Raw genomic sequence first — 26,633 nt, 5'->3', positions numbered from 1 at the left:
CGCTTTACCTGGCACTCTGAGGCCACCCCCACTTGTGAACTTGTGCAGTGCCGTCACGGGCGCCTCCGGCGCCAGGCCTGAACTTTCTCGGGGATTCCAAGGAGGTGGCCCTTTCCATGCTCGTCCGAGACGCCATGAGTACGGTGGTCCTCACCATCGGCCCCGCCCACACCCTCCGTCAGGCAGCGACCCTGATGTCCGCCCGCCGTGTCGGCGCCGCCGTGGTGCTCGACCCGGACGCCGGCGGCATCGGCATCCTCACCGAACGCGACATCCTCAACTCCGTCGGCCTCGGCCAGAACCCGGACACCGAGCGCACCCACGCCCACACCACCAACAACGTCGTCTTCGCCACCCCGACCTGGACCCTGGAGGAGGCGGCCCGCGCCATGGCGCACGGCGGCTTCCGGCATCTGATCGTCCTCGACCGCGGCGAGCCGGCCGGCATCGTCTCGGTCCGCGACATCATCCGCTGCTGGGTCCCCGCCCTGGTGTCCTGATCAGGCCGGCGTCCCGGACACGCGATACGGGCCGGAATCCAGAGGGAATCCGGCCCGCCCGGCACCGGTGCGTCAGCCGCGCAGCGCCTCGAGCGCCCCCGCCGGCCGCCCGCCCATCCCATTGGACTTAGTCCAAGTCAATCCACGATCCAAAGTCACACCTGTTCGGAACCTGGTCGCTCCTGCTGTTACGCTGGCTCCATGAGCGACCTTCTGGAACGGCTGCGCGGCCGCGGATGGCGGATGACCGCGCAGCGGCGCATCGTGGCCGAGGTTCTCGACGGCGAGCACGTCCATCTGACGGCCGACGAGGTCCACGCGAGGGCTGTCGCCAAGCTGCCGGAGATCTCCCGGGCGACGGTCTACAACACGCTGGGCGAGCTGGTCTCCCTCGGCGAGGTCCTCGAGGTCACCACGGACCGCCGCGCCAAGCGGTACGACCCGAACGCGCACCGTCCGCACCACCACCTGGTCTGCGCCCAGTGCGGCGCGATCCGTGACGTGCATCCCACGGGCAACCCGCTCGCGGACCTCCCCGACACCGAGCGCTTCGGCTTCACGGTGTCGGACGTCGAGGTCACGTACCGGGGACTGTGCCCGAGCTGCGCAGCGGCGTGATCCAGCCGACAACGTGATCCGGAGGGGGCGCAAGCCCCCTCTTTTTCTTGTGTCGTGTTTTCTTGTGCGGCACAACGACCGAGGGCCGGAATCCATCTCTGGATTCCGGCCCTCGGCCTTCAGTAGCGGGGACAGGATTTGAACCTGCGACCTCTGGGTTATGAGCCCAGCGAGCTACCGAGCTGCTCCACCCCGCGTCGGTGAACACGACACTACGCGAGAGAGGCACGGCGAGGCAAATCAATAGGGGACGCACAGCGCACCGTCACGCCGACAGCTCCTGTCGCAGCGCGTCCCGCAGTCTGCCCGCCCGTTCCGTCACCTCCGCCGGTCCGAGCTCCACCGCCCGGTCGGCCCACCTCTGCCCCTCCGCCAGCTCCCCCCGACGCGCGTAGACGAGGGCCAGCCGGAGAGCCGCACGGCCGTGCCCGGCGTCGGCGGCGCGGGTCCACCACACCGCCGCCTCCGGCTCGCTGCCCTCGCGGGCCAGCAGCAGCCCCAGGTTGAAGGCTCCGTTGCGCGACCCGGCCTCCGCGGCCGCCCGGTACCAGCGCGCGGCCTCGACCACGTCACCCCGGGCGGCGGCCAGCATGCCCACCCGGACCTGGGCCCGCCGGTGCCCCTGGGTGGCCGCCCGCTCGTACCACTCCTCGCACTCCGTCTTCTCGTGCACGATCTCGCCGAGCTCGTGCGCGGGCTCCGGCGGCCGCCGCGAGTCGAGCAGGGTGGCCAGCCGGTATGCCGCCTCCGCGCTGCCCCCGCCGGCCGCGCAGCGCAGGTGCCGCTCGGCCTCCTGCTCGTCTCCCTCGCGCAGTCGCGCGATCCCGACCTGCAGCGCGGCCTCGGTGTGCCCGGCGGCGGCCGCCTGCTCGTACCAGCGCAGCGCGGCCTCCTCTTCGCCGCGCCCGGCGTGCAGGATGCCGAGGTTGAAGGCGGCATCCACGCTCCCGGCCTCGGCGGCCTTGGAGAACCACGGCTCGGCGCCGGTGGTGTCGCCGCCCTGCAGCAGCAGGATGGCCAGCGCGTTGGCGGCCTCCCGGTGCCCCGCGTACGCGGCACGCCGGTACCACTGCTCGGCCTGCACGGTGCGGCCCTGCTCGGCGCAGAGCAGCCCGAGGTTGTACGCCCCGTTGTCGTCCCCGGCGTCCAGTGCCGCCCGGTACCAGCGCTCGGCGGTCTGGGTCTCGCCGCGCTCGGCGTGCAGGGCGCCCAGCGCGTTGGCCGCGTTGCCGTCGCCCTCCTGGGCGGCGCGCAGCCACCACACGGCGGCGCTCTCGGTGTCGCCGGCGTCCCGGAGCAGGAAGCCGAGCGCGCAGGCGGCGCGCGACTCTCCGTCCTTGGCGGAGGTCAGATACCAGCGGCCGGCCTCTTTCAGATCCCCGCGCTTCTCCAGGATCGCGCCGAGGTGCAGCGCGGCCCGCCGGTGGCCGCGTGCGGCGGCCTGCCGGTACCACTGCTCGATCTCCTCGACAGCGTTGTCGGCCGCGGGCTCCTCATCGCCGGCGGCCCGGCGGTCGAGCGCGCGGGCCAGCCGGTAGGCGGCCTCCCGGTGGCCGCGTTCGGCGGCGGCCCGCATCCAGTGCTCGGCGCCGACGTCCCCGCGGTGCTCCAGCAGGTCGGCGAGCGCGTACGCGCCGAGCGCGTGGCCCTGTTCGGCGGACTGGCGCAGCCAGTACTCGGCGGCGGGCTCGTCCCCGCGCTCGCGGTGGTGGCGTCCCAGCGCGTGCGCGGCGGCGGCCGAGCCGGCGACGGCGGCGATCCGCCACCAGCCGGCGGCCTCCTCCGCGTAGCCGCGCTGGTGCAGGAGGACGCCCAGGTTGTTGGCGGCGGCCCGGTCTCCGGCGGCGGTCGCGGCGCGCAGGTGGGGCTCGGCTCCGTCGAGGTCGCCGCGGCGCAGCAGCAGGGCACCGAGGACGCTCATCGCCTCGGTGTCGCCGGTCTGTGCGGCGAGCCGCAGTCGTACCTCCTCGGCGGCCTCCCCCATGTCGCCCAGTTCGTCCCGGGCCGGCTCTTCGCCCGAAGGCCGCACAAATCGCCCTGTCTCGAACAGAGTTGCCTTGTCCCCCATAACGTCCATCGTCGCACCACCTGCAACCTGGGTACACCCGGTATACCGCAGCCCGTGAGGTCACTTCAGCGTTTTGTCGACATGCCCACAGAGAGACAAGTCAAACACAGATCGCCCAACTCCCCGCGGCGGCGCGGCCGTCCTTGCCGTCTGTACATGAGTTCGCACACCACGAAGGCCCGGATCCTGTGAGGATCCGGGCCTTCGATGCAGTAGCGGGGACAGGATTTGAACCTGCGACCTCTGGGTTATGAGCCCAGCGAGCTACCGAGCTGCTCCACCCCGCGCCGTTGCTCGGCAACCGTATCACGGCGCGGGGCGGGCTTGATCAATTCTTGCTTCCGCCACTGCTCCTGCCGTCACCGCTCCCGCCGCCGGCACCGGCCTTGTCCGCCTTGCTCTGCGCCTCCGCGGCCCGCTTCAGCGCGGCCTCGAGGTCCTTCTGGGCCTTGGCGTACGCGTCCCAGTCCGGCCCGTCCGGCTGCTTCAGGGCGTCCTTGCCGGCGTCGATGGCCTTCTGGGCGTCCTCCAGCGCCTGCTGGACCGTAAGGTTGCTGGTGCCCGGCGGGTTGGTGCCCGTGTCCGGCGGTGTGGTCGGACTCTTCACCCCGAACACCTCGTTCAGCGCCTCGTCCAGGGTGTCCTTGAAGGCGGTCCTGCCTTCATAGGTGACCAGGACCTTGCGCAGCAACGGGTACTTGAGCGAACCGCCCCGGACGTAGACGGGCTCCACGTACAGCAGTCCCCCGTCCAGCGGCACGGTCAGCAGATTGCCGTACTCGACCTTCGAATGCCCGCGGCTGAGCAGGCTGATGGTCTCGGCGATGGACGACTCGGAGTTGAACTTGCTCTGGACCTGCTTGGGTCCGTCGACCGTTGTGCTCGTCGGCAGCTTCAGAAGTCTGATCTTGCCGTAGTCGCTGGTGCGCGGGTCGGAGTCGACGGCCATGAACGCGCTGAGGTTGTCCCGCCCGTTGGGCGTGAACGTCGTCGTCAGCGAGAACGCCTGCGCGCTCTGGTCCGGCATCTTCATGCTCAGGTAGTACGGCGGCACCGCGCTGCCCGAGTCGTTGGTCGGGTCGTCCGGCACCTCCCAGACCTCGCTGCCGCTGAGGAAGGTCTGCGCGTCCGTCACGTGGTAGCGGGTGAGCAGCTCACGCTGGACCTTGAAGAGGTCCTGCGGATAGCGCAGATGGGCCAGCAGGGAGTCGGAGATCGCGCTGCGCGGCTTCACCGTGCCGGGGAAGGCCTTCATCCAGGTCTTCAGCACCGGGTCCCTGGTGTCCCACTGGTACAGCTTGACCTCGCCGGTGTACGCGTCGACGGTCGCCTTCACCGAGTTGCGGATGTAGTTGACCTGGTTCTGCTGGGCCACCACCGCGCGCGAGTTGTTGGTGGCGGTGAGCGAGTCGGCGGTCGTGTCACCCAGGGTGGTGCGGGAGGCGTACGGGTATCCGTTCGACGTCGTGTAGGCGTCGACTATCCACTGGATCCGGCCGTCCACCACCGCCGGGTAGGCGTCGCCGTCGATGGTCAGCCAGGGGGCCACCGCTTCGACGCGGTCCTTGGGCGTGCGGTTGTACAGGATCCGCGAACCCTTGCCGATCGCGCCCGAGTAGAGGATCTGCGGCTCGTTGAACGCCACCGCGTACGCCGCCCGGTTGAGCGGATTGTCGAGGTTGACCCCGCTCCTGCCCTGGTAACTGGTGGTCTTCTCGCCCTCGTTGTCCGAGTAGTCGACCTCCTTCTGGGGGCCGCCGACGATGGAGTAGGTGGTGGTCTTCTCGCCGTAGTAGATCTGCTGCTGGTACCGGGGCAGGTCGCCCTTGGAGGGCAGGTTCTTCTCGGTGAACACCGGCTGGCCCTCGTCGGCCTCCGTGCCCTTGGCGGCGACCACACCGTAGCCGTGCGTGTAGCGGAAGTGGTCGTTGATCCAGTTGTTCTTCGGGACGCCGTCCAGGTTCAGCTCGCGCAGGCCGATGACGGTGTCCTGCTCCTTGCCGTCCTTGTCGGGGTACCGGTCCACGTCGAGGTTGGTCGGGAACCCGTAGTAGTTCCGGATCTGCTGGAGCTGCTGGAACGTCGGCGAGACGATGTTCGGGTCCAGGATGCGGATCTCGGCGGCGTCGTCGACCTGGTCGCGCAGCTTCGTCTTGTCGGCGGTGGCGGACTTGCCGGAGTAGTCGGTGACCTTGGTGTCGTCGATGCCGTAGGCCTCGCGCGTCGCCTTGAGGTTCTTCTGGACGTACGGCGCTTCCTTGGCCTGCTCGTTGGGCTGCACCTGGAACTTCTGCACGATGGCCGGGTACAGCCCGCCGATCAGGATCGCCGACAGGACCATCAGGCCGAAACCGATGACCGGCAGCTGCCAGGTGCGCCTCCAGAGGGTGGCGAAGAACAGCAGCGCGCAGATGACGGCGATGCAGAACAGGATGGTCTTGGCGGGGAGATAGGCGTTGGCGTCGACGTAGCGCAGGCCGGTCCAGTTGCCCGTCGCCCTGAAGTCGCTGGACTTCACGGCGAGGCCGTACCGGTCGAGCCAGTACGCGACCGCCTTCAGCGCCACGAAGATGCCGAGGAGCACCGACAGATGCCCGGTCGCGGCGGCGGTGGCCTTCGCGCCCGGGCTGGTGATCCGCAGCCCGCCGTACAGGTAGTGGGTGAGCGCTGCGGCGATCAGGCACAGGATCGCGGCGGCGAAGCCGAAGCCGAGCAGGAACCGGTACCAGGGCAGGTCGAAGGCGTAGAAGGAGACGTCGAGGTGGAACTGCGGATCCTTCTGGTGGAAGGGCACGCCGTTGACCCACATCAGCCAGGTGCGCCACTGGCTCGACGCCGAGGCGCCCGCGATCAGGCCGACGAGGGAGGTGACGGCGAGCAGCAGCCACGCCTTGTACGGCGCGATGCCCATCCGGTAGCGGTCCAGGCTCTGCTGCTCCATGGACATGGCGCTCAGCGGGGGCCGCAACCGGTGCGCGATCCAGATGTTCACGCCCACCGCGACCGCCATCAGCAGGCCGAAGACGAAGAACAGCCCGATCTTGGTCCACAGGGTGGTGGTGAACACGGACGAGTAGTGCACCGACCGGTACCACAGCCAGTCCGTCCAGAAGCCCGCGAACATGGTGAAGGCCATGCCGAGGACGGCCAGGACGCCCAGCGTGGTCAGCAGGGTCCTGGCGCGCCGGGACGGCCGGCCCGCTCTGATCCGCGGCCCCGTCGGGCCTCCGCCGCGGTCCGGCATCTGGAAAGCCAAGGTGCGCCCCTCGAAGTTCGCTGTCGATCCGTCAGGCCCCCGTGTTCGCGGGCCGGCCGTGGCCCCCCGTGATCGTGGGCCCACACCTATGCAACTTACTCACGGTTTACTCGGTTCCCGGTTCGGGCCAGGAACGAGGCAGGATTGTGACCATGTCCAACACTCCCATGGCAGCGAGCCCGCTCACCCGGGCCGTACTCGAGATCGACGAGTACGCCTCCGGCCTCGGCTGGGACCAGCCCGCCCGCCTCTTCGCCCTCGTAGACACCGCACGGCTGCGGGCTCAGGAACCCTCGCTCGCCGCCCAGCTCGGCCTGGAGGACGCGCCCGAGACCACCGGTCTCACCCCGATCGAGCAGGACGAGATTGCAACGGACAAGCCGCTCGACGAGTTCCTGGCCACCATCGCCTGGCCCGACGCGGTGATCGGCTGCGCGCTCACGGTGGAGCGTCTGATGCTGCCTCCGTCGGCCGAGGCGCAGGTCCCGAAGGGCCTGAGCGAGGCCGATCTGGCCAGGTGGGTGGCGGACCACCCCGAGCGCCAGGAGGTCCGGATGACGGTCGCGGTGCTGCGCGACGGCAGCCGCGACTCGGCGCTGCGCCTGCGCGAGAAGGACTCCCCGACGGAGGTCCTGACGGGCCCGGACCTGGTGCCCGGCCTGGCCGAGGCCCTGGCGGCGACCTTCGAGGACTGACCCGGTCGGGTGCGGCGCGCGGGCGCCGTACCCACGCCGGTCAGCCCTTGGTGGTGCACTTCGGCAGGGCCGCGGTGTCCCCGCTGCGGATGTCCTTCAGGGCGCCGATGGCGTCGTCGATGGTCTTGACCTTGACGAGGGTGAGGCCGCTCGGGGTGTCCTTGGCCGCGGCCGCGCAGTTGTCGGCGGGCGTGAGGAAGTACTGGGCGCCCTTGTCGCGCGCGCCGACGGTCTTCATCTCGACGCCGCCGATCGGCCCGACCGTGCCGTTGTCGTCGATGGTGCCGGTGCCGGCGACGAACTTGCCGCCGGTCAGGCTGCCCGGCGTGAGCTTGTCGTAGATGCCGAGCGCGAACATCAGTCCGGCGCTGGGGCCGCCGACGTCGGCCAGCTTGATGTCGATGTCGAACGGGAAGGTGTGGTCCGTCCCGGCGGAGATCCCGACAATGGCCCGCTGGGGGCCGGAGTCGTGCGAGGTCGCCGTCGTGATCGCGACGTCCCGCGTCGTGGTCGCCGTTTTCCTGTCCTTCTCGGCGGCGGCCTGCTCCTTGGCCGGGACGACGGTGAAGACGACCTTCTGGCCCGGGGTGTGCTTGGTCACCAGCTTGGCGACGTCGGAGGGCTGCTTGACCGCCGTGCCGTCCACGGCCTTGATCACGTCACCGGCGTGCAGCCGGCCCTCGGCCGGGGAGTCCTTGACGACGGTGGAGACGATCACCCAGGACTTCACGGGGATGCCCAGCTCCTTCAGGGCGGCGACCTTGGCGCTCTCCTGGGACTGGCTGAACTCCTCCGCGTTCTCCTGGGAGGACTGCTCCTCGGTCTTGCCGTCCGGGTAGAGGGTGTCGTGGGGCACGATCTTGCTGTCGTGCGCCAGCCAGCCGTAGACCGCCTCGACCAGGTTCATCCGGAAGTCGGCGCTGGTGACCCGGACGGTGGTCATGTTCAGATGCCCGTCCGTGGGATACGTCTTGTGGCCCGCGATCTGCAGCACCGGCTCGCCCCCGTGCTCCCCGAGCGTGTTCACCGTCGGCCCGGGGGACATCTCCGCGTACGGCACGGGAATGAGCACTCCCGCGCACAGGAGCGCGATCAGCATCAGGGTGGAGGCGAGCATCGTCGCGGTGCGGCGTGGCATGCAACGACACTACGGGACGCCTCTGTCAGCGCACCGTCAGGGCACCCCCGTCAGGCGCCGCGCGCACGCGGGTGCGACTTCTCCATCGCCTCGCGGAACCGTGCGTACCCGTCCAGTTCGGGTCCGTCGCCGCGCGCCTTCCGTGTCCGGTTGGCCCAGCTGCCCCACAGACCGGCACCGACCGCCGCCACCAGCGGAATCAGCAGCCACACGAGCGCTGCCATGCCGACCTCCCAACCCCATGAGCGTCCGAGACTGACTGATCAGCAGATTAATCATCCGCACTGACAACGCTCACGCCAGGGGGGCGGTTACGCAACCGGACACGCCGATGCCCGGGAGTGACGCGCGCAAGGGGCTCAGCAGGCGCCGACCCATTCCTCGGTGCCGTCGGAGAACTTCTGGTGCTTCCAGATCGGCACCTCGTGCTTGAGGTCGTCGATCAGCTTCCGGCACGCCTCGAAGGCCTCGCCCCGGTGCGGGCAGGAGACCCCGACGACGACAGCGAGATCCCCCACTCTCAGATCCCCCACGCGGTGAACGGCGGCCAGTGCTCGCACCGGGTACTCGGCGACGACCTTCTCCGCGATCCGCCGCATCTCGGCCTCGGCACTGGGGTGGCACGAATACCCGAGCGCGTCGACGTCGGCGCCCCCGTCGTGGTTGCGCACGGTCCCGACGAACAGCGCGATGCCGCCCGCGGCGTCGTCCCCGACGGCCTGGAAGACCTCGTCCAGGGAGAGCGGGGTGTCCCGGATGCCGATCAGCTTGACGGGATCCTGCGCGGCCTGCTCACCGGGGTGATCGTTCGTGGGTGCCATGCCTCCATCGTGCCGCACGCGCCGGGCGTCCAGGAATACGAGATTCACCAGGCACGCGCGCGGGGGCGTTTGGAGCCTTCTACAGCCGCCTCCGACCGACCGGGCCGCACCCGCTCACAGGCGCCGCCGAGCCTTCCGGGCCCGTCGTACCACAGCGGCGGCGCCCAGCAGGGCCACCGTCGCTCCCGCCGCGCCGGCGGCCGTCGCGTCCTTGCGCCCCAGCCGGCGCCCGGCCACCGTGTGCCGCCCGGCGACCTCCTCCAGCAGCTCGGCCAGCACCTCCTCGTTGGTCCACCGGGGCCGCCACCCGGCATCGTGCAGCCGGCTCCCGCTGACCACCCAGGGGTACATCGTGTACGCCAGGTCCCCCGCCGGGGACGGGGTGAGCCCGATCCGGTGCAGCCGGGCCGCCGCGCCGAGCGCGACCGCCGAGGGCAGCTCCATCCGCCGGATCCCGCTCAGCTCCTCGACCTCCTCCTGCTCCAGCCACCCGTCGCAGCCGACGGCCAGTTCCCCGTCGACCTTCTCGAGCACGGCGTACTCCAGGGCACCGCACAGGTCCTCGACGTGACAGAACTGCCAGGCCGGCCGCGATCCGGCGACCACCAGCAGCCGGGGCGACTCGAAGTACCGGGTCAGCGCGGTGTCCGTGCCGCCCACCAGCACGGCGGGCCGCACCACGGTCACGTTCAGCCCGGGATGCGCGCGCGGAGCGCGCCGCGCCAGCCGCTCGATCTCCAGCAGGTCCCCGACGCCGGTGGCCTCGGCCGTGGCGCGCAGCTCGGCGTCCTCCGACAGGGGCAGCTCGTTGTCGGGCAGCGCCCCGTACACCATCGCGGACGTGCACAGCACGACCCGGTGCACTCCTGCCGCCGCGGCGGCGGTGAGCACGGTCTGCGTCCCCCGGACGTTGTAAGCCGTCCGGGCGGCCGCGTCGCTGCCGAGATCCAGGTCGAGCGCCAGGTGGACGACGACGTCCGCGCCGCGCAGCTTGTCCGCGATGGCGGGGTCGCGCACGTCGAGGATGTGCCACTGTGCGTCCGCGCACTCCCCGCGCCGCTCGTCGATGGCGATGACCTGCTTGATCTCGTCGGATGCGGCCAGCCGCTCGGTGAGCAGGGCGCCCACCCCGGTGGCGGCGCCGGTGACCGCGACGACGGGTCCGCGCACGGCGGGAGAGGTTGAGGGGTTTCGCGCTGCGCGAACCTGTGGATCTGGGGAACTCACCGGGCGTCTCCAGAGGTTGTCTTCAGTACGGGCGCGGCTGACGCGTCCGTACCAGGTGCATCCATCCTGCCGCAGCCCGTCCGTGGGCGAAGCACCGAGCCCCGATCGGTTCCGGGTGTCTACGCTGGGTGGTGACGTCGGGCAGCCGCGCCGCCGGAGAGAACCGGTGGCCTTACCAGCCGAGGAATCCCGTGAGTGACACCCCATTCGGTTTCGGCCTTCCGCCGGAGGAGCCGGACGACGGCGACGAGGGCAAGAAGAAGGACCAGCAGAGCGGCGGTGGGCAGGGACCGGCCAATCCGTTCGGTTTCGGCGGTCTGCCCGGAGCCGGAGGCTTTGGCGGCCCCGGCGCCGACAACCCGCTCGCAGCCATGTTCGGTTCGCTCAATCCCACCGACCTGGGCGCCGCGTTCCAGCAGCTGGGCCAGATGCTCTCCTACGAGGGCGGCCCGGTGAACTGGGACATGGCGAAGCAGATCGCCCGCCAGACGGTCGCGCAGGGCACTCCGGACGGCGTGAAGGACACGAGCGTCGGCAGCGCCGAGCGCTCCGCGGTCCAGGAGGCCGTCCGCCTCGCCGACCTGTGGCTGGACGACGCGACGTCCCTGCCGTCCGGCTCCGGCTCGGCCGTGGCGTGGTCGCGCGCGGAGTGGGTCGAGGCGACCCTGCCCGCGTGGCGGGAGCTGGTCGACCCGGTCGCCGAGCGGGTCGGCGCGGCGATGGGCGACGTCCTGCCGGAGGAGATGCAGGCGATGGCGGGCCCGCTGATCGGCATGATGCGTTCGATGGGCGGTGCCATGTTCGGCACGCAGATCGGGCAGGCCGTCGGCGTGCTGGCCGGCGAGGTCGTCGGCTCCACCGACATCGGGCTGCCGCTGGGCCCGGCCGGCAAGGCCGCGCTGCTCCCGGCCAACGTCGAGGCGTTCGGCAAGGACCTAGGCGTGCCCAAGGACGAGGTGCGGCTCTACCTGGCCCTGCGCGAGGCGGCCCACCAGCGCCTGTTCGCGCACGTGCCGTGGCTGCGCTCGCACCTGTTCGGCGCGGTCGACGGCTATGCGCGCGGCATCAAGGTGGACACCGCCAAGCTGGAGGACGTGGTCGGGCAGTTCGACCCGCAGAACCCCGAGCAGCTGCAGGACGCCCTGCAGCAGGGCATGTTCCAGCCCGAGGACACGCCCGAGCAGAAGGCCGCCCTGGCCCGTCTGGAGACCGCTCTGGCGCTGGTGGAGGGCTGGGTCGACGCGGTGGTCCACGCGGCGGCGAAGCCGCGTCTGGCGTCCGCCGACGCCCTGCGCGAGACCCTGCGCCGGCGCCGTGCCACCGGCGGCCCCGCGGAGCAGACGTTCGCCACGCTGATCGGCCTGGAGCTGCGCCCGCGCCGGCTGCGCGACGCCTCCCGCCTGTGGGCCTCGCTCACGGATGCGCGCGGGGTCGACGGCCGGGACGCGCTGTGGCACCACCCGGACATGCTGCCCACGGCCACCGACCTGGACGACCCGGACGGCTTCGTGCACCGCGAGCAGCTGGACTTCTCCGAGCTGGACAAGATGCTCGGCGAGGCGGCGGACAAGCCCGACCTGCGCAAGAAGGGCGACGCCGACGCGAAGGACGACGACGCCGAGTGAGCCTTTACGACGACGCGGTCCTCGTGCTGAAGCAGTACGAGGACCAGGAAGAGCTGCGCCAGGTCTACCTGGACCACCTGCAGGCGCACCCGGACGGCCTGTGGAAGGCCTGCACGGACGGGCACATCACGGCGAGCGCCCTGGTGATCGACCCGGAGCGCGGCCGGGCGCTGCTGACCCTCCATCGCAAGCTGCGGATGTGGCTGCAGATGGGCGGCCACTGCGAGCCGGGCGACGCCACCCTGGAGGCGGCCGCCCTGCGCGAGGCGACCGAGGAGTCCGGCATCGCCGGGCTGACGCCGCTGCCCGGTGGCCCCGTGCGGCTGGACCGGCATCCGATCCCGGCGCCGTGCCACTGGCACCTCGACGTCCAGTACGCGGTGCTGGCACCGCGCGGCGCCGAGCATGCGATCAGCGACGAGTCGCTCGACGTGCGCTGGTTCGCCTACGACGAGGTCGCGGGCGTGGCGGACGAGTCGGTCGTACGCCTGCTGGAGGCGACGCGCGCCAGGCTCTGACGGGCAAGGGGTGACCGGCTGGACGGTCACCCCTCACCCCTTGCTCAGCTCCAGACGTTGCCCTGGTTCTGCGCGCGCGCCCCGTGCTGCCCCATGCCGAACTGGGCGGCGAGGCCCTGGCCGATCTGGGCGTTCTGCGGGGGCAGCAGCTCGCTGGGCTGCACGAGCGCGAACCCGCTGCCCATGAAGCTCAGCTCCCAGCCCTCACCGGTGTTGCCGCGCCGCCGCCACACGCCGGAGGAGTGCGTCTGGGCCTGCATCTGCACCCGCAGACCGGTGGACCAGGCGACGATCGCGTCGGCGTCGCAGTTGACGTACCGGTCGGGCGTGACCTGCATCAGCAGCGGTGCGCCGGACGTCATCAGGGCGACCTTGCCGCGCCCGGTGATGTTGAGCTGGTACTTCCCGGAGCCGGAGATGCCGTAGAGACTGTCGACGGCGATGACCTCGTGGTGCAGCGAGGAGTCCATGGCGAGGACGTAGGAGCTGTCGACGGTCAGTCCGTCCTGCTCGACGTCCATGACATGCACGTGCTGGGCGAGGTTGGCGAGGAAGACCGTGCCCTGCCCGTGGCAGCGCATCAGGTCCAGGCCCTCTCCGGTGTGCGCACGCGCGCGTGCCTGGTTGTTGCTGCGGTACTCGGCGTCGAACTCGACGAGTCCCTGGTAGGCGACCATGGTGCCCTTGCGGGCGAGGATGTCGTCGTGGCCCTCCAGGGTGACGCGGAGCATCTGCTTGTTCTGCAGGCTCCAGCGCTCCTGGGTCTGGAGGTCGTTGTGCGCGAAAAGCGGGCTCTGCATGGTGTTCTGGCTCCCCCTCAGCCCCGGAACCGGAGGCGGTCGGTGCTGTCCTCGCTGGGCTGGACGACGACGATGCCCTGGCCGGAGAACGCCATCTGGTAGGCCTCCCCGCTGCCCCGGCCGATCAGTGACTGCGCCTTGAAGCTGCGCTTGCCCTTCACCTTCAGGTTCGGCGACCAGGCGACGAGCGCGTCGGGGTCGACGTACGTCTCGTCCTCGCCGCCGCCGCAGTCGACGACGATCGGCTTGCCCCGGGAGGTCAGCGCGACCCAGCCCTGCCCGGAGATCCTGGTGTTCCACAGGCCCTGCCCGGCGAATTTGGCCAGCCCCTTCACCCGCTCCACGCCCCACGTCAGGTGCGCGTCGAAGGCCAGCAGGTTGGTGGCGTTGACGGAGATGCCGTCGCCGCCCAGGTTGATGACGACGACGTCCGCGCCGTAGTCGGCGAGGTAGAGCAGGCCGTCGCCGGAGCACTTCATCAGGGGCGTGCCCTCGCCGGTGATCCAGTCGCGGGCGATCTGGCGGACGGCCGGCGGGTTGGGCTCGTACTGGATGAAGCCTTCGTAGGCGACCATGGAGCCGACGCGCGCGAGGAGGTCGTTCCCGGTCTGCATGGCGACCTTCAGCATGTGGCTGCCGTGGTTCTCCATGCGCGCGGTGACGGGTGCGGGGGCGAAGCCCGCGAGCGGCTGGTTCATGACGGGCTCCTCTTAGACCTCGTAGGGCTGGACGACGACGAAGTTGCCGGGCGCGGCCCGGAACTGCAGGTTGACGCCCTCTCCGGTGTGGCCGGGGTAGGCGTTGCGACGCATCCGCACCTGGCTGGAGACGATCACCTGGGCGGCGGCGGACCAGGCGACCACGGCGTTGGAGTCGACGAACGTCGTCGGCGTCACCGGCAGCACCACGGGCGTGCCGTGCGTCTTGACGACGATCGTGCCGGTGCCCTGGAACTGCATGGTGAACAGGGCGCCGCCCGGGATGCCGTGCCCCTCGACGCGGCGCACCTCGTACTGCAGGCTCTCGTCGAAGGCGAGGACGTTCTCCGCGGAGACGCAGATCGCGTCGCCCTGCAGCTCCACGGGGTGCAGATGGGTGGAGTTCTCGGCGAGGAAGACCTGGCCCTGGCCGGTGCAGCGCATCAGCTGCATCTCCTGGCCGGTGGCGCTGCCGACGATCCGCCCGGCGAAACCGGCGCCCTTGTAGCTGAAGTCGACCTTGCCCTGGTAGAGCACCATGCTTCCCTGCCGGGCCAGCACGGGCTGTCCGCCGATGCCGAGGTCGACGCGGACGAGCTTCTTGTTCTGCTGCGTCCAGCGCTGCCCGGTGGGGGTCTCCTTGAACATCTGGAGCGCGGCCGTCACGCCGGCGGCGCCGCCCTGCGGTGCGCCCTGCGGCACGCCGTACGACGCGGCCGGCTGGCCGGGGACCTGGCCGCCGTAGCCCGGCGGCATGGGTGCGTTCGGCGGGCCGCCGTAGGAGGGCTGCTGGCCGTAGCCGGGCGGCATCGGGGCGCTCGGCTGACCGCCGTACGACGGCTGCTGCGGCGGCTGGCCGTAGGGCGCGGGCGCCGGGGCCGGCGGCGGGACCGTGCCGCCGCCGGGCGGGGTCAGGGGGGCGATGACGGTCGGCGCGGCGTGCACGTTCGGGGCGGGTGCCGGGGCCGGGGGCGGGGTCGTGCCGGGAGGGGTGAAGCCCTGCGGGGCGGGCGCCGGGACGGGCGCGGGCGTGGGCGCCGGAGCGGGCGCGGCCGGGGCGGCGAAGGCGGGCGGGGCGAAGCCGGGCGCGGCGCCGGACTGCGGGTGCTGCGACTGCTGCGGGGCTGCGGGCGCCTCCTCCTCGGCCACCTCGCCGCCGAAGTTCTTCAGCAGCGCTTCCAGGCCGCCGTCGAAGCCCTGGCCGACCGCGGCGAACCGCCACACGTCCTTGAAGTAGAAGTCGCCGAGCATCACGGCGCGCTCGGTGGAGAACTCCGAGCCGGTGAAGGAGTACCGCGCGACCTCTTCGCCACCGGCCACGATGCGCAGGTATCCGGGGCTGACCTGCGACATCTGTCCGGCGCCGTCGATGGTCGCCGTGAACGACAGCTTCCGGATGTTCGGCGGGATCCGGTCCAGCGTGATCCGGAACGACTCGGTGTCGCCCGCCTGGGCACCCAGCAGCTGGATGGACTCCTCCGGGGACTTCGGCTGGTTGAAGAAGACGAAGTACCGGTCGTCCGAGAGGCGCTCGTCGGCGTCCAGACCGAAGCAGCTGATGTCGAAGGTCAGTCCGGGAGCGGAGATCTGCACGCCTACGTACAGATCCGTGCCCGCCGTGAGGTCACTGATCCTGGCCTTGTGGCCGCGTTGGAATTCCCTGGCCATGCGTTACGACCGTCCCCCATCCCGAATGTGAGTGCGTCGCGCCAGGCTAACGGCAAACACCGACAACGCATGCAGCCGGACGTAGTCGGTACAGACCCGGTACACAACCAGGCCCCGCGGCTCACACGGAGCGCTCACTCACCGCGCGCGCCCGGCAGATGGGGCAGCCGCTCGGCGGCCACGACCCCCTCGAGATACCCGCGGGCCCGCTCGGTGCGCGGGTAGGACTCCAGCAGCCGCCAGAAGTCCGGCCCGTGACCGGGCACCAGAAGGTGCGCCAGCTCGTGGCAGAGCACGTAGTCGATCACGTACTCCGGCATCCCCTGCAGCCGGTGCGACAGACGGATGCTGCCCTCGGCCGGCGTGCACGAGCCCCAGCGGGTGTTCTGGTTGGTGACCCAGCGCACCGAGACGGGGCGCGCCCGGCCGCCGAAGTACTGGTCCGACAGCCGCTCGGCGCGCTCGGTCAGCTCGGCGTCGCCCAGTACCCGTTTGCTCTCCTGGGCGGCGAGTTTGTCGAGCATGACGGTCACCCAGCGCTGCTCCTCCGCCTCGGACATCCGGGCGGGGATCAGCACGACGGTGCGATCGCCCTCGCGGTACGCGGAGACCGTCCGGCGGCGCCGGGTACTCCTGCGGACCTCGATCGCGCTCGCCCCCGAGCCGCTCGGCGGCTGGCTCGTCGTGCTGCGCTGTGGCTTTCCGGCGCGGTGCAGGGGGTCGGCGGGCACGCCCCGACGTTACCCGCTGAGCAGGGCCGAAGTCCCGGCTCCGGGACGGTTCGGCGCCCATGCCCCACCATGCGTTTGATTAGTACGACCGATATGCCCCGACTGGCCCGACCGATTAGTACGACGAACACCCCCAGCCTGTGGACAACGTCCGGCACCCGCCGCCGGGGCGGGGCATGCTGGCAGACGTCGGCGGAACGTGACCGGTTCCACCACACAGCGACACCCTTCAGCACACACCATCCCTTTTCTGGACGACTACGACGGACACGGGGGGCCTGTCATGCATCCGCTGGTGAAGCCCGCGCTGCGGCGCGGCTGGCGCGACCTCAACACGGTGCAGTTCGGAATGACTCCGGCGCACGCGATGACGCTGGGGCCGGTGGACACGGCGACGGGCAGCTTCCTGGAGCTGCTCAACGGCACCAGAGGGCTGCCGCTGCTGCGCGAGGAGGGCCGCCGCATGGACCTGCCGGACGGCCACGTCGACGCACTGGTGGCGCGCCTGTCCCACGCCGGCCTGCTGGACGACACGCGCGGCGGAGGCCCGGACGCGGACGCACTGCGGGAGAAGTCGCAGGTCCTGGAGCGGCTGCGCCCCGACCTCGCCTCGCTGTCCCTGACCACTCCTGAGCCGGGCGGTGCGCTGGTCCGGCTCGCGGCCCGCCGCTCGCTGCGGGTGCAGGTGCGCGGCGCGGGCCGGGTGGGGGCCGTGCTGGCCTCGGCGCTGTCCGGGGCGGGGGTCGGCGAGGTCGACGTACGGGACGCGGGGCGCGTGGAGCCGTGGGACGTGGCTCCGGGCGGGCTGCCCGCCGACTCGGTCGGCGAGCGCCGGGACGAGGCGGCCCGGGCCGCCGTCCGCCGCGCGGCCCCGGACCGGCCCCCGCGCCACACCCGTTCCTCCCTCACCGCCGGCCCCGCCGGACCGGGCACGGCGGAACCCGGGCTCTCCCTGGTGATCCTCACCCCGCGGGACGACGTGGCCGTGCACGCCCCGGACCCGTTCTCCGCCGAGCCCCTCATGGCCTCCGGCACCCCTCACCTGTACGCGGGAGTGGTGGAGGGGACCGGCGTGGTCGGGCCGCTGGTCCTGCCCGGGGGGACTAGCTGCGCCGGCTGTCTGCACCAGGGCCGCACCGACCGGGACCCGGTCTGGCCCCGCCTGGTCGCCCAGTGGCGATCCGGCAGGGCCCGCCGCGTGGGAGCCTGTGATCTGGCTCTCGCCCTGGCCGTCGCGGGACTGGCCGCCGCTCACGCCCTGGCCTTCCTCGACGGGGAGTCGCCGTCCAGCGCGGGCGCCCGCTGGGAGGCGTCCCTACCCGGCCTGACCTGGCACTCCCGGCCGGTGTGGCCCCATCCCGCATGCGGGTGCGGGGCGGTGGAGAGAGGTAAGGGGGAGCACTTCTCAACCGACGGCGCGGCACGCGCGACAATGGCGGTGCAACGGCCGACGACGGAGCAAGGGCGCGAGGCAGGCGCGGCGCGGCCGACCGGCACTTGGAGGGCGCATGTCTGATCTTCCCCGGAAGGCGGTCACCCGGACCGCCAAGCTCGCCGCGCTCCCGCTCGGCTTCGCCGGCCGGGCGACCTGGGGGCTGGGCAAGCGGATCGTGGGCGAATCCGCGGAGCTCGTCGGCCGGGAGCTGCAACAGCGCACGGCCGAGCAGCTCTTCAAGGTCCTCGGTGAGCTGAAGGGCGGCGCGATGAAGTTCGGGCAGGCTTTGTCCGTCTTCGAGTCCGCCCTCCCGGAGGAGGTGGCCGGGCCCTACCGTGCGGCCCTGACCAAGCTCCAGGAGGCGGCGCCCCCGATGCCGACCCGCACGGTGCACGCGGTGCTCGAGGAGCGGCTCGGGGAGGACTGGCGCGAGCTGTTCCTGGAGTTCGAGGACAAGCCGGCCGCCGCGGCCTCCATCGGGCAGGTCCACCGGGCGGTGTGGCACGACGGCCGTGAGGTCGCGGTCAAGGTGCAGTACCCGGGCGCGGGCGAGGCCCTGCTGTCGGACCTGACGCAACTGAGCCGCTTCGCACGGCTGTTGGGCCCGCTGATCCCCGGCATGGACATCAAGCCGCTGATCGCGGAGATGCGGGACCGTGTCTCCGAGGAGCTGGACTACGCGCTGGAGGCCCAGGCCCAGGAGGCGCACGCGCAGGAGTTCGCGGACGACCCGGACGTGGTGGTGCCCGCGGTGGTGCACCAGTGCGACCAGGTCCTGGTCACGGAGTGGATCGACGGGATCCCGCTGTCGGAGATCATCTCGGACGGCACCCAGGAGCAGCGCGACCGCGCCGGCCAGCTGCTGGCCCGGTTCCTCTTCTCGGGCCCGGCTCGCACCGGTCTGCTGCACGCGGACCCGCACCCGGGCAACTTCCGGCTGCTGCCCGGCGGCCCGGACGGCGACGAGGACTGGCGCCTGGGCGTTCTGGACTTCGGCACGGTCGACCGGCTCCCGGGGGGCCTGCCGACGCCGATCGGCATCTCCCTCAGGATGACCCTGGACGGTGCTGCGGAGACGGTCTACGAGCTGCTGTGCGAGGAGGGGTTCGTCAAGGAGAGCATAGAGCTGGACCCCGACGCGGTCCTCGACTACCTGCTGCCGATCATCGAACCGGCCCGCGTCGAGGCGTTCACCTTCACCCGCGGCTGGATGCGCAGTCAGGCGGCCCGCATCGCCGACCCCCGCTCCCCGGCGTACCAGCTGGGCAAGCAGCTCAACCTGCCCCCGGCCTACCTGCTGATACACCGGGTCACCCTGAGCACGATCGGTGTCCTGTGCCAGCTCGGCGCCACGGTGCGGCTGCGCGAGGAACTCCAGGAGTGGCTTCCCGGCTTCGTCACCGAGGACGAGCTGCTCGAAGGGGACACGCTGGAGGACGACCTCGCGGAGGAGGAACCGGCAGCGGAGGCGTGACCCGGGGGCGCCCGGGACGGCGCCCCGTGACGACGCCTCCGGGCCCCGCCCGTCGCCGGGCCCAACGCGCCGCGGGGGCCGGTCCGTTCGAGTCGGACCGGCCCCCGCTTGCGCGAAGACTTCGGCTCCCGCGACCGGCAGACGGCCGGGAGGTCACCGCTTCGGTGGATTACTGCATGACGGCCATGGCGAGCGCACGGCGGGCGCGCAGCGAGGCGCGCTCGGCCCGGCGCTGCATCCGCCGTGCGGTCGCCAGGCGCATGGCCCGGCGTTCCCGCTCGGCCTCATGCCGGCGCTCGTGCATATGCGCACGGGCCAGGGCTTCTTGCATGAGTTGCATTTCTCGGGTCCTGTTCTGACGCGACTCGGTCGCGCCGGTGGTGGTGAAGTCTGGGATCGCGGAGCCTGCGGGCTCGCTGGTGGACGGCTTCATCGGGGCCTGCTTCTTGGGGTCGTGCGTGAGGGGGCGGTCGATCGTTCCTAGGGTGTTCATGCCGTGACCGGGTTCTTCCGCGGGCGGCCACGCGGCCGCTTCCGGGCGACGACGACGCCCTGGACGAACAGCTCGCCACCCCAGACGCCCCAGGGCTCACGCCGCTCCTTGGCGCCGGCGAGGCAGGCCTCGATCAGCGGGCAGGTGCGGCAGAGGGACTTGGCGTACTCGACGTCCGCCGGCGACTCGGCGAAGAAGACCTCCGGGTCGTAGGAGCGGCAGGGGACGGGTACGCCGAGGTTCTCGATGGCGTCGTCGAGCGCGGTGAGCGCGGTGAGGGGGATCAAGGTGGAGTCCTCCGTGAGGCCGGGCGGGGGGATCGTTTGTGAAGGCGGTACGGACGGGGCGTGCGCTTCGAGTTGCACGGTTGGTCTTCCTCGTCTGGTCGTTCCGGCCGGTTGACCGGGTGTCGGCTGGTACCGGGTTCTCTTGTTGTCCCGAAGCCCCTTCGCTCCGTCGTCCCCGTTCGGGGAAAACAGAAGGGCCGCGGATCCCGGGTGGGGTTCCGCGGCCCTGAAGGCGCCGGCCTGATCGGCTGTCAGGCTGGATCACTCCAGGGTTCTGGCCCACGGAAGGCCCACATCAGGTGGTGCTGCGTCGTCTGCTTCCGGAATCCGGCACCGGCCGCCGCAAAGGCATAGGCATGTGCCTGTGCCGCTACCGCTGCCAGTGCCTTGGTCGGTCGCTCATTGCGCTCACGGACGGGAAGACCCGCGAGAGCAGGGGAGGACGCCGGGCGGACGGCACGAATGCCGGACAGACCGGTGCCCTGGATCGAGGCGCCGAGCATGCACGTGGAGACGGTCGAGCGATCGGTCAGTTTGGCCGTGCTGGTGGTGCTGGTGTTGATGCTGATCACTGGACTCGCCTCCTCTCGGCGTCTCATGGACCGGGGTGAACCGGCCCGTTCGGATATGCAAGTACATCACGGAGTTGCGGCCTTCGAGAAGGCCGCCGCTTCCGTGCCTAGAACCTATGGGGATTGCTGGGGCATGCGCAAACTATTTTTTCGACGAGTTGGGATCAGTCCTGCCCGGCGCCTTCCCCGACATCTTGGCCTGCGCAGATGGCCAGAACGTCGGCTCCGTAGCGCTGCAGCTTGCGGTTGAGGACACCGGGGATGCGGGACAGCTCGGCCGGGCTGTCGGGCCGGGCCTCGGCGATGGCCATCAGGGTGCGGTCGGTGAAGACGCAGAAGTCCGGCTGGCCGCTGAGCCCGGCCTGGAGCGCCCGCCACTCCCGCAGCCGCTCGTAGAGACCCTCGTCCATGTCGGACGGGCAGTCCTCGCAGCGCATCAGCTTCATCTCGCCGGCGTCGGTGAGCGTGCGGCCGCAGACCCGGCAGCGGGCCGGGGTGCGCTGGGCGCGCCGGGGGGCGGCCGGGGCTCCGCCGGGTGTGCCGCGCTCGACGCCTCCGGCGGCGCTCGCGCCGGTCCGGCCGGCGGTGGCGGTGGAGCCGGGGCGCAGTCCGTCGAGGAAGCGGCTGGGCCTGCGGTTGGGGCGGCCGCCCGGTGAGCGGGACAGCGACCAGGAGAGGTGGAGCCGCTCCCGGGCGCGGGTGACGCCGACGTACAGCAGGCGGCGCTCCTCCTCGATCTGCTCGTCCGTCCGGGCGTAGGTGATCGGCACCATGCCCTCGGCGATGCCGACGAGGAAGACGACGTCCCATTCCAGGCCCTTGGCCGCGTGCAGGGAGGCGAGGGTGACGCCCTGGACGGTCGGGGCGTGCTGGGCGCCCGCCCGTTCGTCGAGTTCCGCCACGAAGTCGGCGAGCGTCGCCCGGGGGTGGGCGGCGGCGAAGTCCTGGGCGAGGTGGGCCAGGGCGGCCAGCGACTCCCAGCGCTCTCGGACGGCGCCGGAGCCGGCCGGGGGCTCGCCGCCGGTCCAGCCCTCCCCCGAGAGCACGGCCCGCACCTGCGAGGGCAGGTCCACGGCGTCGTCCAGGAGGGAGTCGTTGCCGCCGAAGCGGGCCGCGCCGCGCAGGGCGATGCCGGCTTTGCGCACCTCGGGCCTGTCGAAGAAGCGCTCGGCGCCGCGCAGCTGGTAGGGGACGCCGGCGTCGGCGAGGGCCTGCTCGTAGGTCTCCGACTGGGCGTTGGTGCGGAACAGCACGGCGATCTCGGCGGCCGGGACCCCGGCGTCGATGAGTTCCCGGATGCGCCGGGCGGCGCCTTCGGCCTCGGCGGGCTCGTCGGTGTACTCGGTGTAGACGGGCTCGGGGCCCGGGGGGCGCTGGGAGACCAGTTCCAGCCGGTGGTCGGCGGCGCGGCCGCGGGCCTGGGCGAGCAGGCCGTTGGCGAGGTGGACGACCTGGGGGGTGGAGCGGTAGTCGCGGACGAGCTTGACGACGGTGGCGCCGGGGTGGCGGCCACGGAAATCGAGGAGATGGTCGGGCGTTGCTCCCGTGAACGAGTAGATCGTCTGGCTGGCGTCCCCGACGACGCACAGGCTGTCGCGCTCGCCGAGCCACAGCTCCAGCAGCCGCTGCTGCAGGGGGCTGACGTCCTGGTACTCGTCCACCACGAAGTGCTGGTACTGGGCGCGGATCTGATCGGCGATGTCGTGCCGGTCCTGCAGGATGGCGACGGTCAGCAGCAGGACGTCCTCGAAGTCGATGACCGCCCGGTCGCGCTTGAGGTCCTCGTAGGCGGCGTAGAGGTGGGCGATCTCGGCCGGGTCGCGCGGGGTCTCGCGGCCGGCCTTCGCAGCCGCGTACGGGTAGTCGGCCGGGACGGTCTGCGTGACCTTGGACCACTCGATCTCGGCGGTCACGTCCCGCAGCTCGCCCCGGTCCAGCCGCAGGCGGCAGGCGGCGGCCGCGTCGGCGACGAGCTGGATCTTGCGGTCGACGATCCGGGGCAGGGAGCCACCGATGGCTTTCGGCCAGAAGTACTGGAGCTGGCGGAGGGCGGCGGAGTGGAAGGTGCGGGCCTGCACACCGTGGGCACCGAGCTGGCGCAGGCGGCCGCGCATCTCCCCGGCGGCGCGGTTGGTGAAGGTGACGGCGAGCACGCTGGAGGGCTGGAGGATGCCCGCACGCACCCCGTAGGCGATGCGGTGGGTGATCGCCCGGGTCTTGCCCGTGCCCGCTCCGGCGAGGACGCACACCGGACCGTGCAGGGCGGTGGCGACTTCGCGCTGCTCGGGGTCGAGCCCTTCGAGCACCGCGTCGGCCGATTCCGGTGCCTGCGGGAAGAGGGTGGAATGCGTTGCTGCTGTCACATGGCCATGCTGCCAGGTGGCCGGAGAGTGCTGTGCCGGTTGTCCACAGGCGGGCACCGATAGTCGTACCAATGCGGCAGGCTGATGCGGCAGGTGTCTCATGGCGCCTCGGCGGGAATGCCGCCCCGCCCTGCCGCGTTCTCCCCCTGGACGACCTTCCCCGAACTGCTGAGGAGCGCGAGAGACATGCAGGGCACGGTGACGATGTACAGCACGACCTGGTGCGGCTACTGCCGCCGGCTGAAGAGCCAGCTGGACCGCGAGGGCATCGCGTACACCGAGATCAACATCGAGCAGGACCCGGAGTCCGCCGCTTTCGTGGAGAAGGCGAATGGCGGAAACCAGACGGTCCCCACCGTGCTCTTCGCGGACGGGTCCACGCTGACCAACCCGTCGCTGGCCCAGGTGAAGCAGAAGCTCGCCGCCTGACGCTCCGCGGGGTTTCGCGGTGACCGCAGCGGGGCGGCCCCTGATCCGTCAGGGGCCGCCACGCTGTGCCCTGTCCCACACCAGCGTGTAGCGCCACAGCAGCCGGCGCCGGAAGCGGCAACCCGGGAGCAGGCGGCGGGCGGCCTCGCGAACCTCGCCCCAGTGCATGGTGGAGTCCTCGACCGGCATGCCGGCCGGGCCGCGCCTGCCGCCACGCAGGCGCCGGTACAGCAGGCTGACGGGCAGCCCGCAGCCGCTGATCACCCAGTCCAGCGGGGTGTGGTTGTACGCCATCCCGACGACGACCAGCCGCCCGCCGGGCGCGACCAGCCTGGTCAGCGCGCTGATCGCGTCCTCGAAGGGGGCGTGGTGGACGACGGCGACCGCGCTGACGAAGTCGTAGCCGCCGTCCGGGAGCGCGGCGCCGTCGAGGTAGTCGGCCTCCCTGAAGGTGACGTTCGCGGGCCGCCCGGCGCGGGCCTGCCGGATCATCTCCGGCGAACGGTCCACGCCCGTCACCTTCTGCGCCCGGGCGGAGAGCTTGCGGGCCAGCAGGCCGTCGCCGCAGCCGACGTCCAGGGCCGTGCGGCAGCCGTCGGGTACGGCGGCGAGCACGGCCGGGTGGTAGTGGACGTTGTGGTTCCAGTACGGGTCGGCGGTCATCCGTGCCGCGTCAGACGAAGCTCCTGGTCGGCAGCGGCTTGCCGTACCACATCTCGATCAGCCGGGCCGCGATGGAGATGCCGTAGGGCGGCAGGACCTCGCCGGATTCGAACGCTGCGTGCAGCTCCTCGCGGGAGAACCAGCGCGCCTCGTGGATCTCGTCCCCGTCGACGTTGATCTCGGTGGAGGTGGCGCGGGCGGTGAAGCCGAGCATGAGGCTGGACGGGAACGGCCAGGGCTGGCTGGCCACGTACTCGACGGGGCCGACGGTGACGCCGACCTCCTCGAACACCTCGCGGCGCACGGCCTGCTCGATGGACTCGCCGGGTTCGACGAAACCGGCGAGGGTGGAGAAGCGGCCCTCGGGCCAGTGGACCTGGCGGCCGAGCAGGATCCGGTCCTCGTCGTCGGTGACGACCATGATCACGGCCGGGTCGGTGCGCGGGTAGTGCTCGGCGCCGCAGGCCGGGCAGCGGCGGATGTGGCCGGCGGCGGCGATGACCGTGCGCTCGCCGCAGCGGGAGCAGAACCGGTGGGTGCGCTGCCAGTTCTCCAGGCCGACCGCGTGCACCATGAGACCCACGTCCCGCGGCGACAGCAGCAGCCCGGCCTCGCGCAGGCCCGCGGGGCGCGCGGACTGGTCGATGCGTCCGGGCAGGGCGTCCTTCTGCAGGGCGAAGTAGCTCACCCCGTCGTCGTCGAGGCCCAGGAAGTAGCGGTGTGCCTCGGTGAGCGGCGCCTCGAAGGAGGGGGTCATGACGAGTTCGGTGCGGCCGTCGGGCGTCTCGTCGATGAGCACCTGGCCGCCGGAGACCACGAAGCAGCGGGTGGTGGGGTGGCTCCACGCCGCGGCGAGCCAGGCCTCGTCGAGCCGGTGGTGGGCGGCGCGGTCGATGCCGCTCGGGGCGGTCAGCGAGATGGGTCGGTCGGCGGTGTGGTCGGTCCAGGTGGTCACGGGTGCTTCCAACTCCCCCAGTGGAACGGTTTCGGTTCGGCGGGCGGTACGGCGGGACGTAGGGCGGGAGGGCACCGGGCCGGGCGCGGGCAGATGTGCTGCGGTGTCACCAGTGTGCCCCGCGCGCGATGCCGTCCCGTTCGGCGGCTGCCGGTCAGGGCGCGTGGCGCCAGTTCTCGGCGAGGTCGCCCCACAGGTGGGCGCTGGTCTCGACGCCTTTGAGGAGGAGGTCGAGCTCGACCTTCTCGTTCGGGGCGTGCCAGCCGTCGGAGGGAACGGAGATGCCCAGGAAGAGGACGGGGGCGCCGAGCACCTCCTGGAGGTCGGCGGCGGGTCCGGAGCCGCCCTCCCGGGTGAAGCGGACCGGGCCCTCGAAGGCGCGGCCCATGGCACGGACCACGGACTGCAGCGCGGGGTGGTCGAGCGGGGTCAGGCACGGGCTCGTGGCGGAGCCGAAGGTGATCTCGTGCCGGATCCCGGCGGGCACCTGCTCGGCGGCCCAGGCGCGGACGGCCTTCTCGATGTGGCCGGGGTCCTGGCCGGCGACCAGCCGGAAGGACAGCTTCACCATCGCGGAGGACGGGACGACCGTCTTGCTGCCGGGGCCCTGGTAGCCCCCGCCGATGCCGTTGACCTCGGCGGTCGGGCGGGCCCAGATGCGCTCCAGGGTGGTGTGTCCGGCCTCGCCGTGAGTGGCGCGGGACTTGGCGGTGCGCAGCCACTCCTCCTCGTCGAAGGGCAGCTCGGCGAAGAGCTCGCGTTCACGGTCGGTCAGCTCCACGATGCCGTCGTAGAAGCCGGGGACCGCCACGCGCGCGTGCTCGTCGTGCAGGGCGGCCACCAGGCGGGCGACGGCGGTGGCCGGGTTGGGGACGGCGCCGCCGAAGGAGCCGGAGTGGAGGTCCTGGTCGGGGCCGTACAGCCGGATCTCGCACTCGGCGAGGCCGCGCATGCCGGTGCACACGGTCGGGGTGTCCGCCGACCACATCCCGGTGTCCGAGACGATCACGGCGTCGGCGGCGAGCCGCCCGGCGTGCTCCTCGACGAGGGCCCGGAAGTGCGGGGAGCCGGACTCCTCCTCGCCCTCGATCAGCAGCTTCAGGTGGACCGCGGGGGTGGTGCGGCCGGTGGCGGCGAGGTGGGCGCGGACGCCCAGTGTGTGGAAGAACACCTGGCCCTTGTCGTCGGCGGCCCCGCGCGCGTAGAGGCGGTCGTCCCGTACGACGGGCTCGAACGGCTCGCTGTCCCAGCCGTCCTCCCGGGCGGCGGGCTGCACGTCGTGGTGGCCGTAGACGAGGACGGTGGGCGCCTGCGGGTCGTCCGAGGGCCACTCGGCGTAGACCGCCGGGGCGCCGGGGGTCTGCCAGACCTCGGCCGTCGGGAAACCGGTCTCCTTCAGCTTGGCGGCGAGCCAGTCGGCGCTGCGCTGCACGTCGGGCGCGTGCTCGGGCTGGGCCGAGACGGAGGGGATGCGCAGCCATGCGGCGAGGTCGTCGAGGAAGGCGGCACGGTGCTGCTCGATGTACGTGCGGACGGCGCTGTCCGGGGTCTGGCTCATGCTCACGAGCCTATCGGCCCGCACCGACATCCTCGGCGGGC

Annotated in this window: 25 protein-coding genes and 2 tRNA genes; 8 read left to right on the top strand and 19 right to left on the bottom strand. The window is 71.7% G+C overall.

Annotated features, from left to right (window positions below):
- The first annotated feature begins 116 nt into the window (after positions 1–116).
- Both ACZ404_RS13995 and ACZ404_RS13990 read left to right on the top strand, forming a co-directional pair.
- Complete coding sequence (locus ACZ404_RS13995) at positions 117–500, top strand: CBS domain-containing protein (RefSeq protein WP_468439376.1); 384 nt, start codon at positions 117–119, stop codon at positions 498–500.
- A gap of 201 nt (positions 501–701) precedes the next feature.
- A complete protein-coding gene (locus ACZ404_RS13990; RefSeq protein ID WP_468439374.1) occupies positions 702–1,118 on the top strand; it encodes a Fur family transcriptional regulator in 417 nt (138 codons plus the stop codon).
- Between the two features lie 123 nt (positions 1,119–1,241).
- Here the strand turns inward: ACZ404_RS13990 and ACZ404_RS13985 are convergent.
- The 4 genes from ACZ404_RS13985 to ACZ404_RS13970 form a co-directional block, all read right to left on the bottom strand.
- Positions 1,242–1,315: transfer RNA gene (locus tag ACZ404_RS13985), tRNA-Met, on the bottom strand.
- 68 nt (positions 1,316–1,383) lie between these two features.
- Complete coding sequence (locus tag ACZ404_RS13980; RefSeq protein WP_468439372.1) at positions 1,384–3,195, bottom strand: tetratricopeptide repeat protein; 1,812 nt, start codon at positions 3,193–3,195, stop codon at positions 1,384–1,386.
- Between the two features lie 204 nt (positions 3,196–3,399).
- Positions 3,400–3,473: transfer RNA gene (locus ACZ404_RS13975), tRNA-Met, on the bottom strand.
- Positions 3,474–3,514: 41 nt separating this feature from the next.
- On the bottom strand, positions 3,515–6,430 hold the full coding sequence (locus tag ACZ404_RS13970) for a UPF0182 family membrane protein (RefSeq protein ID WP_468439831.1): 2,916 nt from the start codon (positions 6,428–6,430) through the stop codon (positions 3,515–3,517).
- A 164-nt stretch (positions 6,431–6,594) separates the two neighbouring features.
- Between ACZ404_RS13970 and ACZ404_RS13965 the strand changes: the two genes are divergently transcribed.
- A complete protein-coding gene (locus ACZ404_RS13965; protein ID WP_468439370.1) occupies positions 6,595–7,137 on the top strand; it encodes a PPA1309 family protein in 543 nt (180 codons plus the stop codon).
- 40 nt (positions 7,138–7,177) lie between these two features.
- Here the strand turns inward: ACZ404_RS13965 and ACZ404_RS13960 are convergent, their stop codons facing one another.
- The 4 genes from ACZ404_RS13960 to ACZ404_RS13945 all read right to left on the bottom strand — a co-directional run bounded on the left by ACZ404_RS13960 (position 7,178) and on the right by ACZ404_RS13945 (position 10,323).
- Positions 7,178–8,275 (bottom strand): YlbL family protein, encoded by a 1,098-nt coding sequence (locus ACZ404_RS13960; RefSeq protein ID WP_468439368.1) that lies wholly within the window; start codon positions 8,273–8,275, stop codon positions 7,178–7,180.
- Positions 8,276–8,325: 50 nt separating this feature from the next.
- Positions 8,326–8,499: a hypothetical protein gene (locus ACZ404_RS13955; RefSeq protein WP_468439366.1), complete on the bottom strand. Its 174-nt coding sequence runs from the start codon at positions 8,497–8,499 to the stop codon at positions 8,326–8,328.
- Positions 8,500–8,634: 135 nt separating this feature from the next.
- Positions 8,635–9,096 carry a molybdenum cofactor biosynthesis protein MoaE gene (locus tag ACZ404_RS13950; RefSeq protein ID WP_468439364.1) on the bottom strand — a complete coding sequence of 154 codons (462 nt, stop codon included), beginning with the start codon at positions 9,094–9,096 and terminating at the stop codon, positions 8,635–8,637.
- 114 nt (positions 9,097–9,210) lie between these two features.
- Positions 9,211–10,323, bottom strand: a complete 1,113-nt coding sequence (locus ACZ404_RS13945) for an SDR family oxidoreductase (RefSeq protein WP_468439362.1) — start codon at positions 10,321–10,323, stop codon at positions 9,211–9,213.
- A 191-nt stretch (positions 10,324–10,514) separates the two neighbouring features.
- On the opposite strand from ACZ404_RS13945, the gene ACZ404_RS13940 reads away from it, so the two are divergent.
- Positions 10,515–11,948 carry a zinc-dependent metalloprotease gene (locus tag ACZ404_RS13940; protein ID WP_468439360.1) on the top strand — a complete coding sequence of 478 codons (1,434 nt, stop codon included), beginning with the start codon at positions 10,515–10,517 and terminating at the stop codon, positions 11,946–11,948.
- Positions 11,945–12,466 carry an NUDIX hydrolase gene (locus ACZ404_RS13935; RefSeq protein ID WP_468439358.1) on the top strand — a complete coding sequence of 174 codons (522 nt, stop codon included), beginning with the start codon at positions 11,945–11,947 and terminating at the stop codon, positions 12,464–12,466. Before ACZ404_RS13940 ends, ACZ404_RS13935 begins: the two co-directional genes overlap by 4 nt.
- Positions 12,467–12,510: 44 nt before the next feature.
- On the opposite strand, the gene ACZ404_RS13930 is transcribed toward ACZ404_RS13935, so the two are convergent.
- The 4 genes from ACZ404_RS13930 to ACZ404_RS13915 form a co-directional block, all read right to left on the bottom strand.
- Positions 12,511–13,266 carry an AIM24 family protein gene (locus tag ACZ404_RS13930; protein ID WP_468439356.1) on the bottom strand — a complete coding sequence of 252 codons (756 nt, stop codon included), beginning with the start codon at positions 13,264–13,266 and terminating at the stop codon, positions 12,511–12,513.
- A gap of 17 nt (positions 13,267–13,283) precedes the next feature.
- Complete coding sequence (locus ACZ404_RS13925; RefSeq protein ID WP_468439354.1) at positions 13,284–13,964, bottom strand: AIM24 family protein; 681 nt, start codon at positions 13,962–13,964, stop codon at positions 13,284–13,286.
- 12 nt (positions 13,965–13,976) lie between these two features.
- Positions 13,977–15,632, bottom strand: coding sequence for a TerD family protein (locus ACZ404_RS13920; protein WP_468439352.1), 1,656 nt, complete (start codon positions 15,630–15,632; stop codon positions 13,977–13,979).
- A 134-nt stretch (positions 15,633–15,766) separates the two neighbouring features.
- Entirely contained in the window at positions 15,767–16,363 is a 597-nt protein-coding gene (locus ACZ404_RS13915) for a M48 metallopeptidase family protein (protein WP_468439350.1), read from the bottom strand.
- A 283-nt stretch (positions 16,364–16,646) separates the two neighbouring features.
- On the opposite strand from ACZ404_RS13915, the gene ACZ404_RS13910 reads away from it, so the two are divergent.
- On the top strand, positions 16,647–17,879 hold the full coding sequence (locus ACZ404_RS13910; RefSeq protein WP_468439348.1) for a TOMM precursor leader peptide-binding protein: 1,233 nt from the start codon (positions 16,647–16,649) through the stop codon (positions 17,877–17,879).
- Positions 17,872–19,272, top strand: coding sequence for an ABC1 kinase family protein (locus tag ACZ404_RS13905; protein WP_468439347.1), 1,401 nt, complete (start codon positions 17,872–17,874; stop codon positions 19,270–19,272). Before ACZ404_RS13910 ends, ACZ404_RS13905 begins: the two co-directional genes overlap by 8 nt.
- A gap of 169 nt (positions 19,273–19,441) precedes the next feature.
- On the opposite strand, the gene ACZ404_RS13900 is transcribed toward ACZ404_RS13905, so the two are convergent.
- The 4 genes from ACZ404_RS13900 to ACZ404_RS13885 all read right to left on the bottom strand — a co-directional run bounded on the left by ACZ404_RS13900 (position 19,442) and on the right by ACZ404_RS13885 (position 23,089).
- On the bottom strand, positions 19,442–19,765 hold the full coding sequence (locus ACZ404_RS13900) for a hypothetical protein (protein WP_468439346.1): 324 nt from the start codon (positions 19,763–19,765) through the stop codon (positions 19,442–19,444).
- Positions 19,762–20,130 carry a WhiB family transcriptional regulator gene (locus ACZ404_RS13895; RefSeq protein WP_053664703.1) on the bottom strand — a complete coding sequence of 123 codons (369 nt, stop codon included), beginning with the start codon at positions 20,128–20,130 and terminating at the stop codon, positions 19,762–19,764. The genes ACZ404_RS13900 and ACZ404_RS13895 overlap by 4 nt, the downstream gene beginning before the upstream one ends.
- A 173-nt stretch (positions 20,131–20,303) precedes the next feature.
- On the bottom strand, positions 20,304–20,624 hold the full coding sequence (locus tag ACZ404_RS13890; protein ID WP_468439343.1) for a hypothetical protein: 321 nt from the start codon (positions 20,622–20,624) through the stop codon (positions 20,304–20,306).
- A 164-nt stretch (positions 20,625–20,788) separates the two neighbouring features.
- On the bottom strand, positions 20,789–23,089 hold the full coding sequence (locus ACZ404_RS13885) for an ATP-dependent DNA helicase UvrD2 (RefSeq protein ID WP_468439342.1): 2,301 nt from the start codon (positions 23,087–23,089) through the stop codon (positions 20,789–20,791).
- A gap of 84 nt (positions 23,090–23,173) precedes the next feature.
- Between ACZ404_RS13885 and ACZ404_RS13880 the strand changes: the two genes are divergently transcribed.
- Entirely contained in the window at positions 23,174–23,416 is a 243-nt protein-coding gene (locus ACZ404_RS13880; RefSeq protein WP_030649619.1) for a mycoredoxin, read from the top strand.
- A 48-nt stretch (positions 23,417–23,464) separates the two neighbouring features.
- Here ACZ404_RS13880 and ACZ404_RS13875 read toward each other — a convergent pair whose 3' ends face one another.
- From ACZ404_RS13875 to ACZ404_RS13865, 3 genes are all read right to left on the bottom strand, one after another.
- Positions 23,465–24,079 (bottom strand): class I SAM-dependent methyltransferase, encoded by a 615-nt coding sequence (locus ACZ404_RS13875; protein ID WP_468439340.1) that lies wholly within the window; start codon positions 24,077–24,079, stop codon positions 23,465–23,467.
- 10 nt (positions 24,080–24,089) lie between these two features.
- Complete coding sequence (gene nudC, locus ACZ404_RS13870) at positions 24,090–25,034, bottom strand: NAD(+) diphosphatase (protein ID WP_468439338.1); 945 nt, start codon at positions 25,032–25,034, stop codon at positions 24,090–24,092.
- A 154-nt stretch (positions 25,035–25,188) separates the two neighbouring features.
- Positions 25,189–26,592 (bottom strand): dipeptidase, encoded by a 1,404-nt coding sequence (locus ACZ404_RS13865; RefSeq protein ID WP_468439336.1) that lies wholly within the window; start codon positions 26,590–26,592, stop codon positions 25,189–25,191.
- Positions 26,593–26,633 lie beyond the last annotated feature (41 nt).

The organism is Streptomyces sp. NPDC030798, from assembly GCF_055572275.1.
The sequence above is the reverse complement of the archived record's forward strand: the minus strand, read 5'-3'. Positions and strand labels throughout refer to the sequence as shown.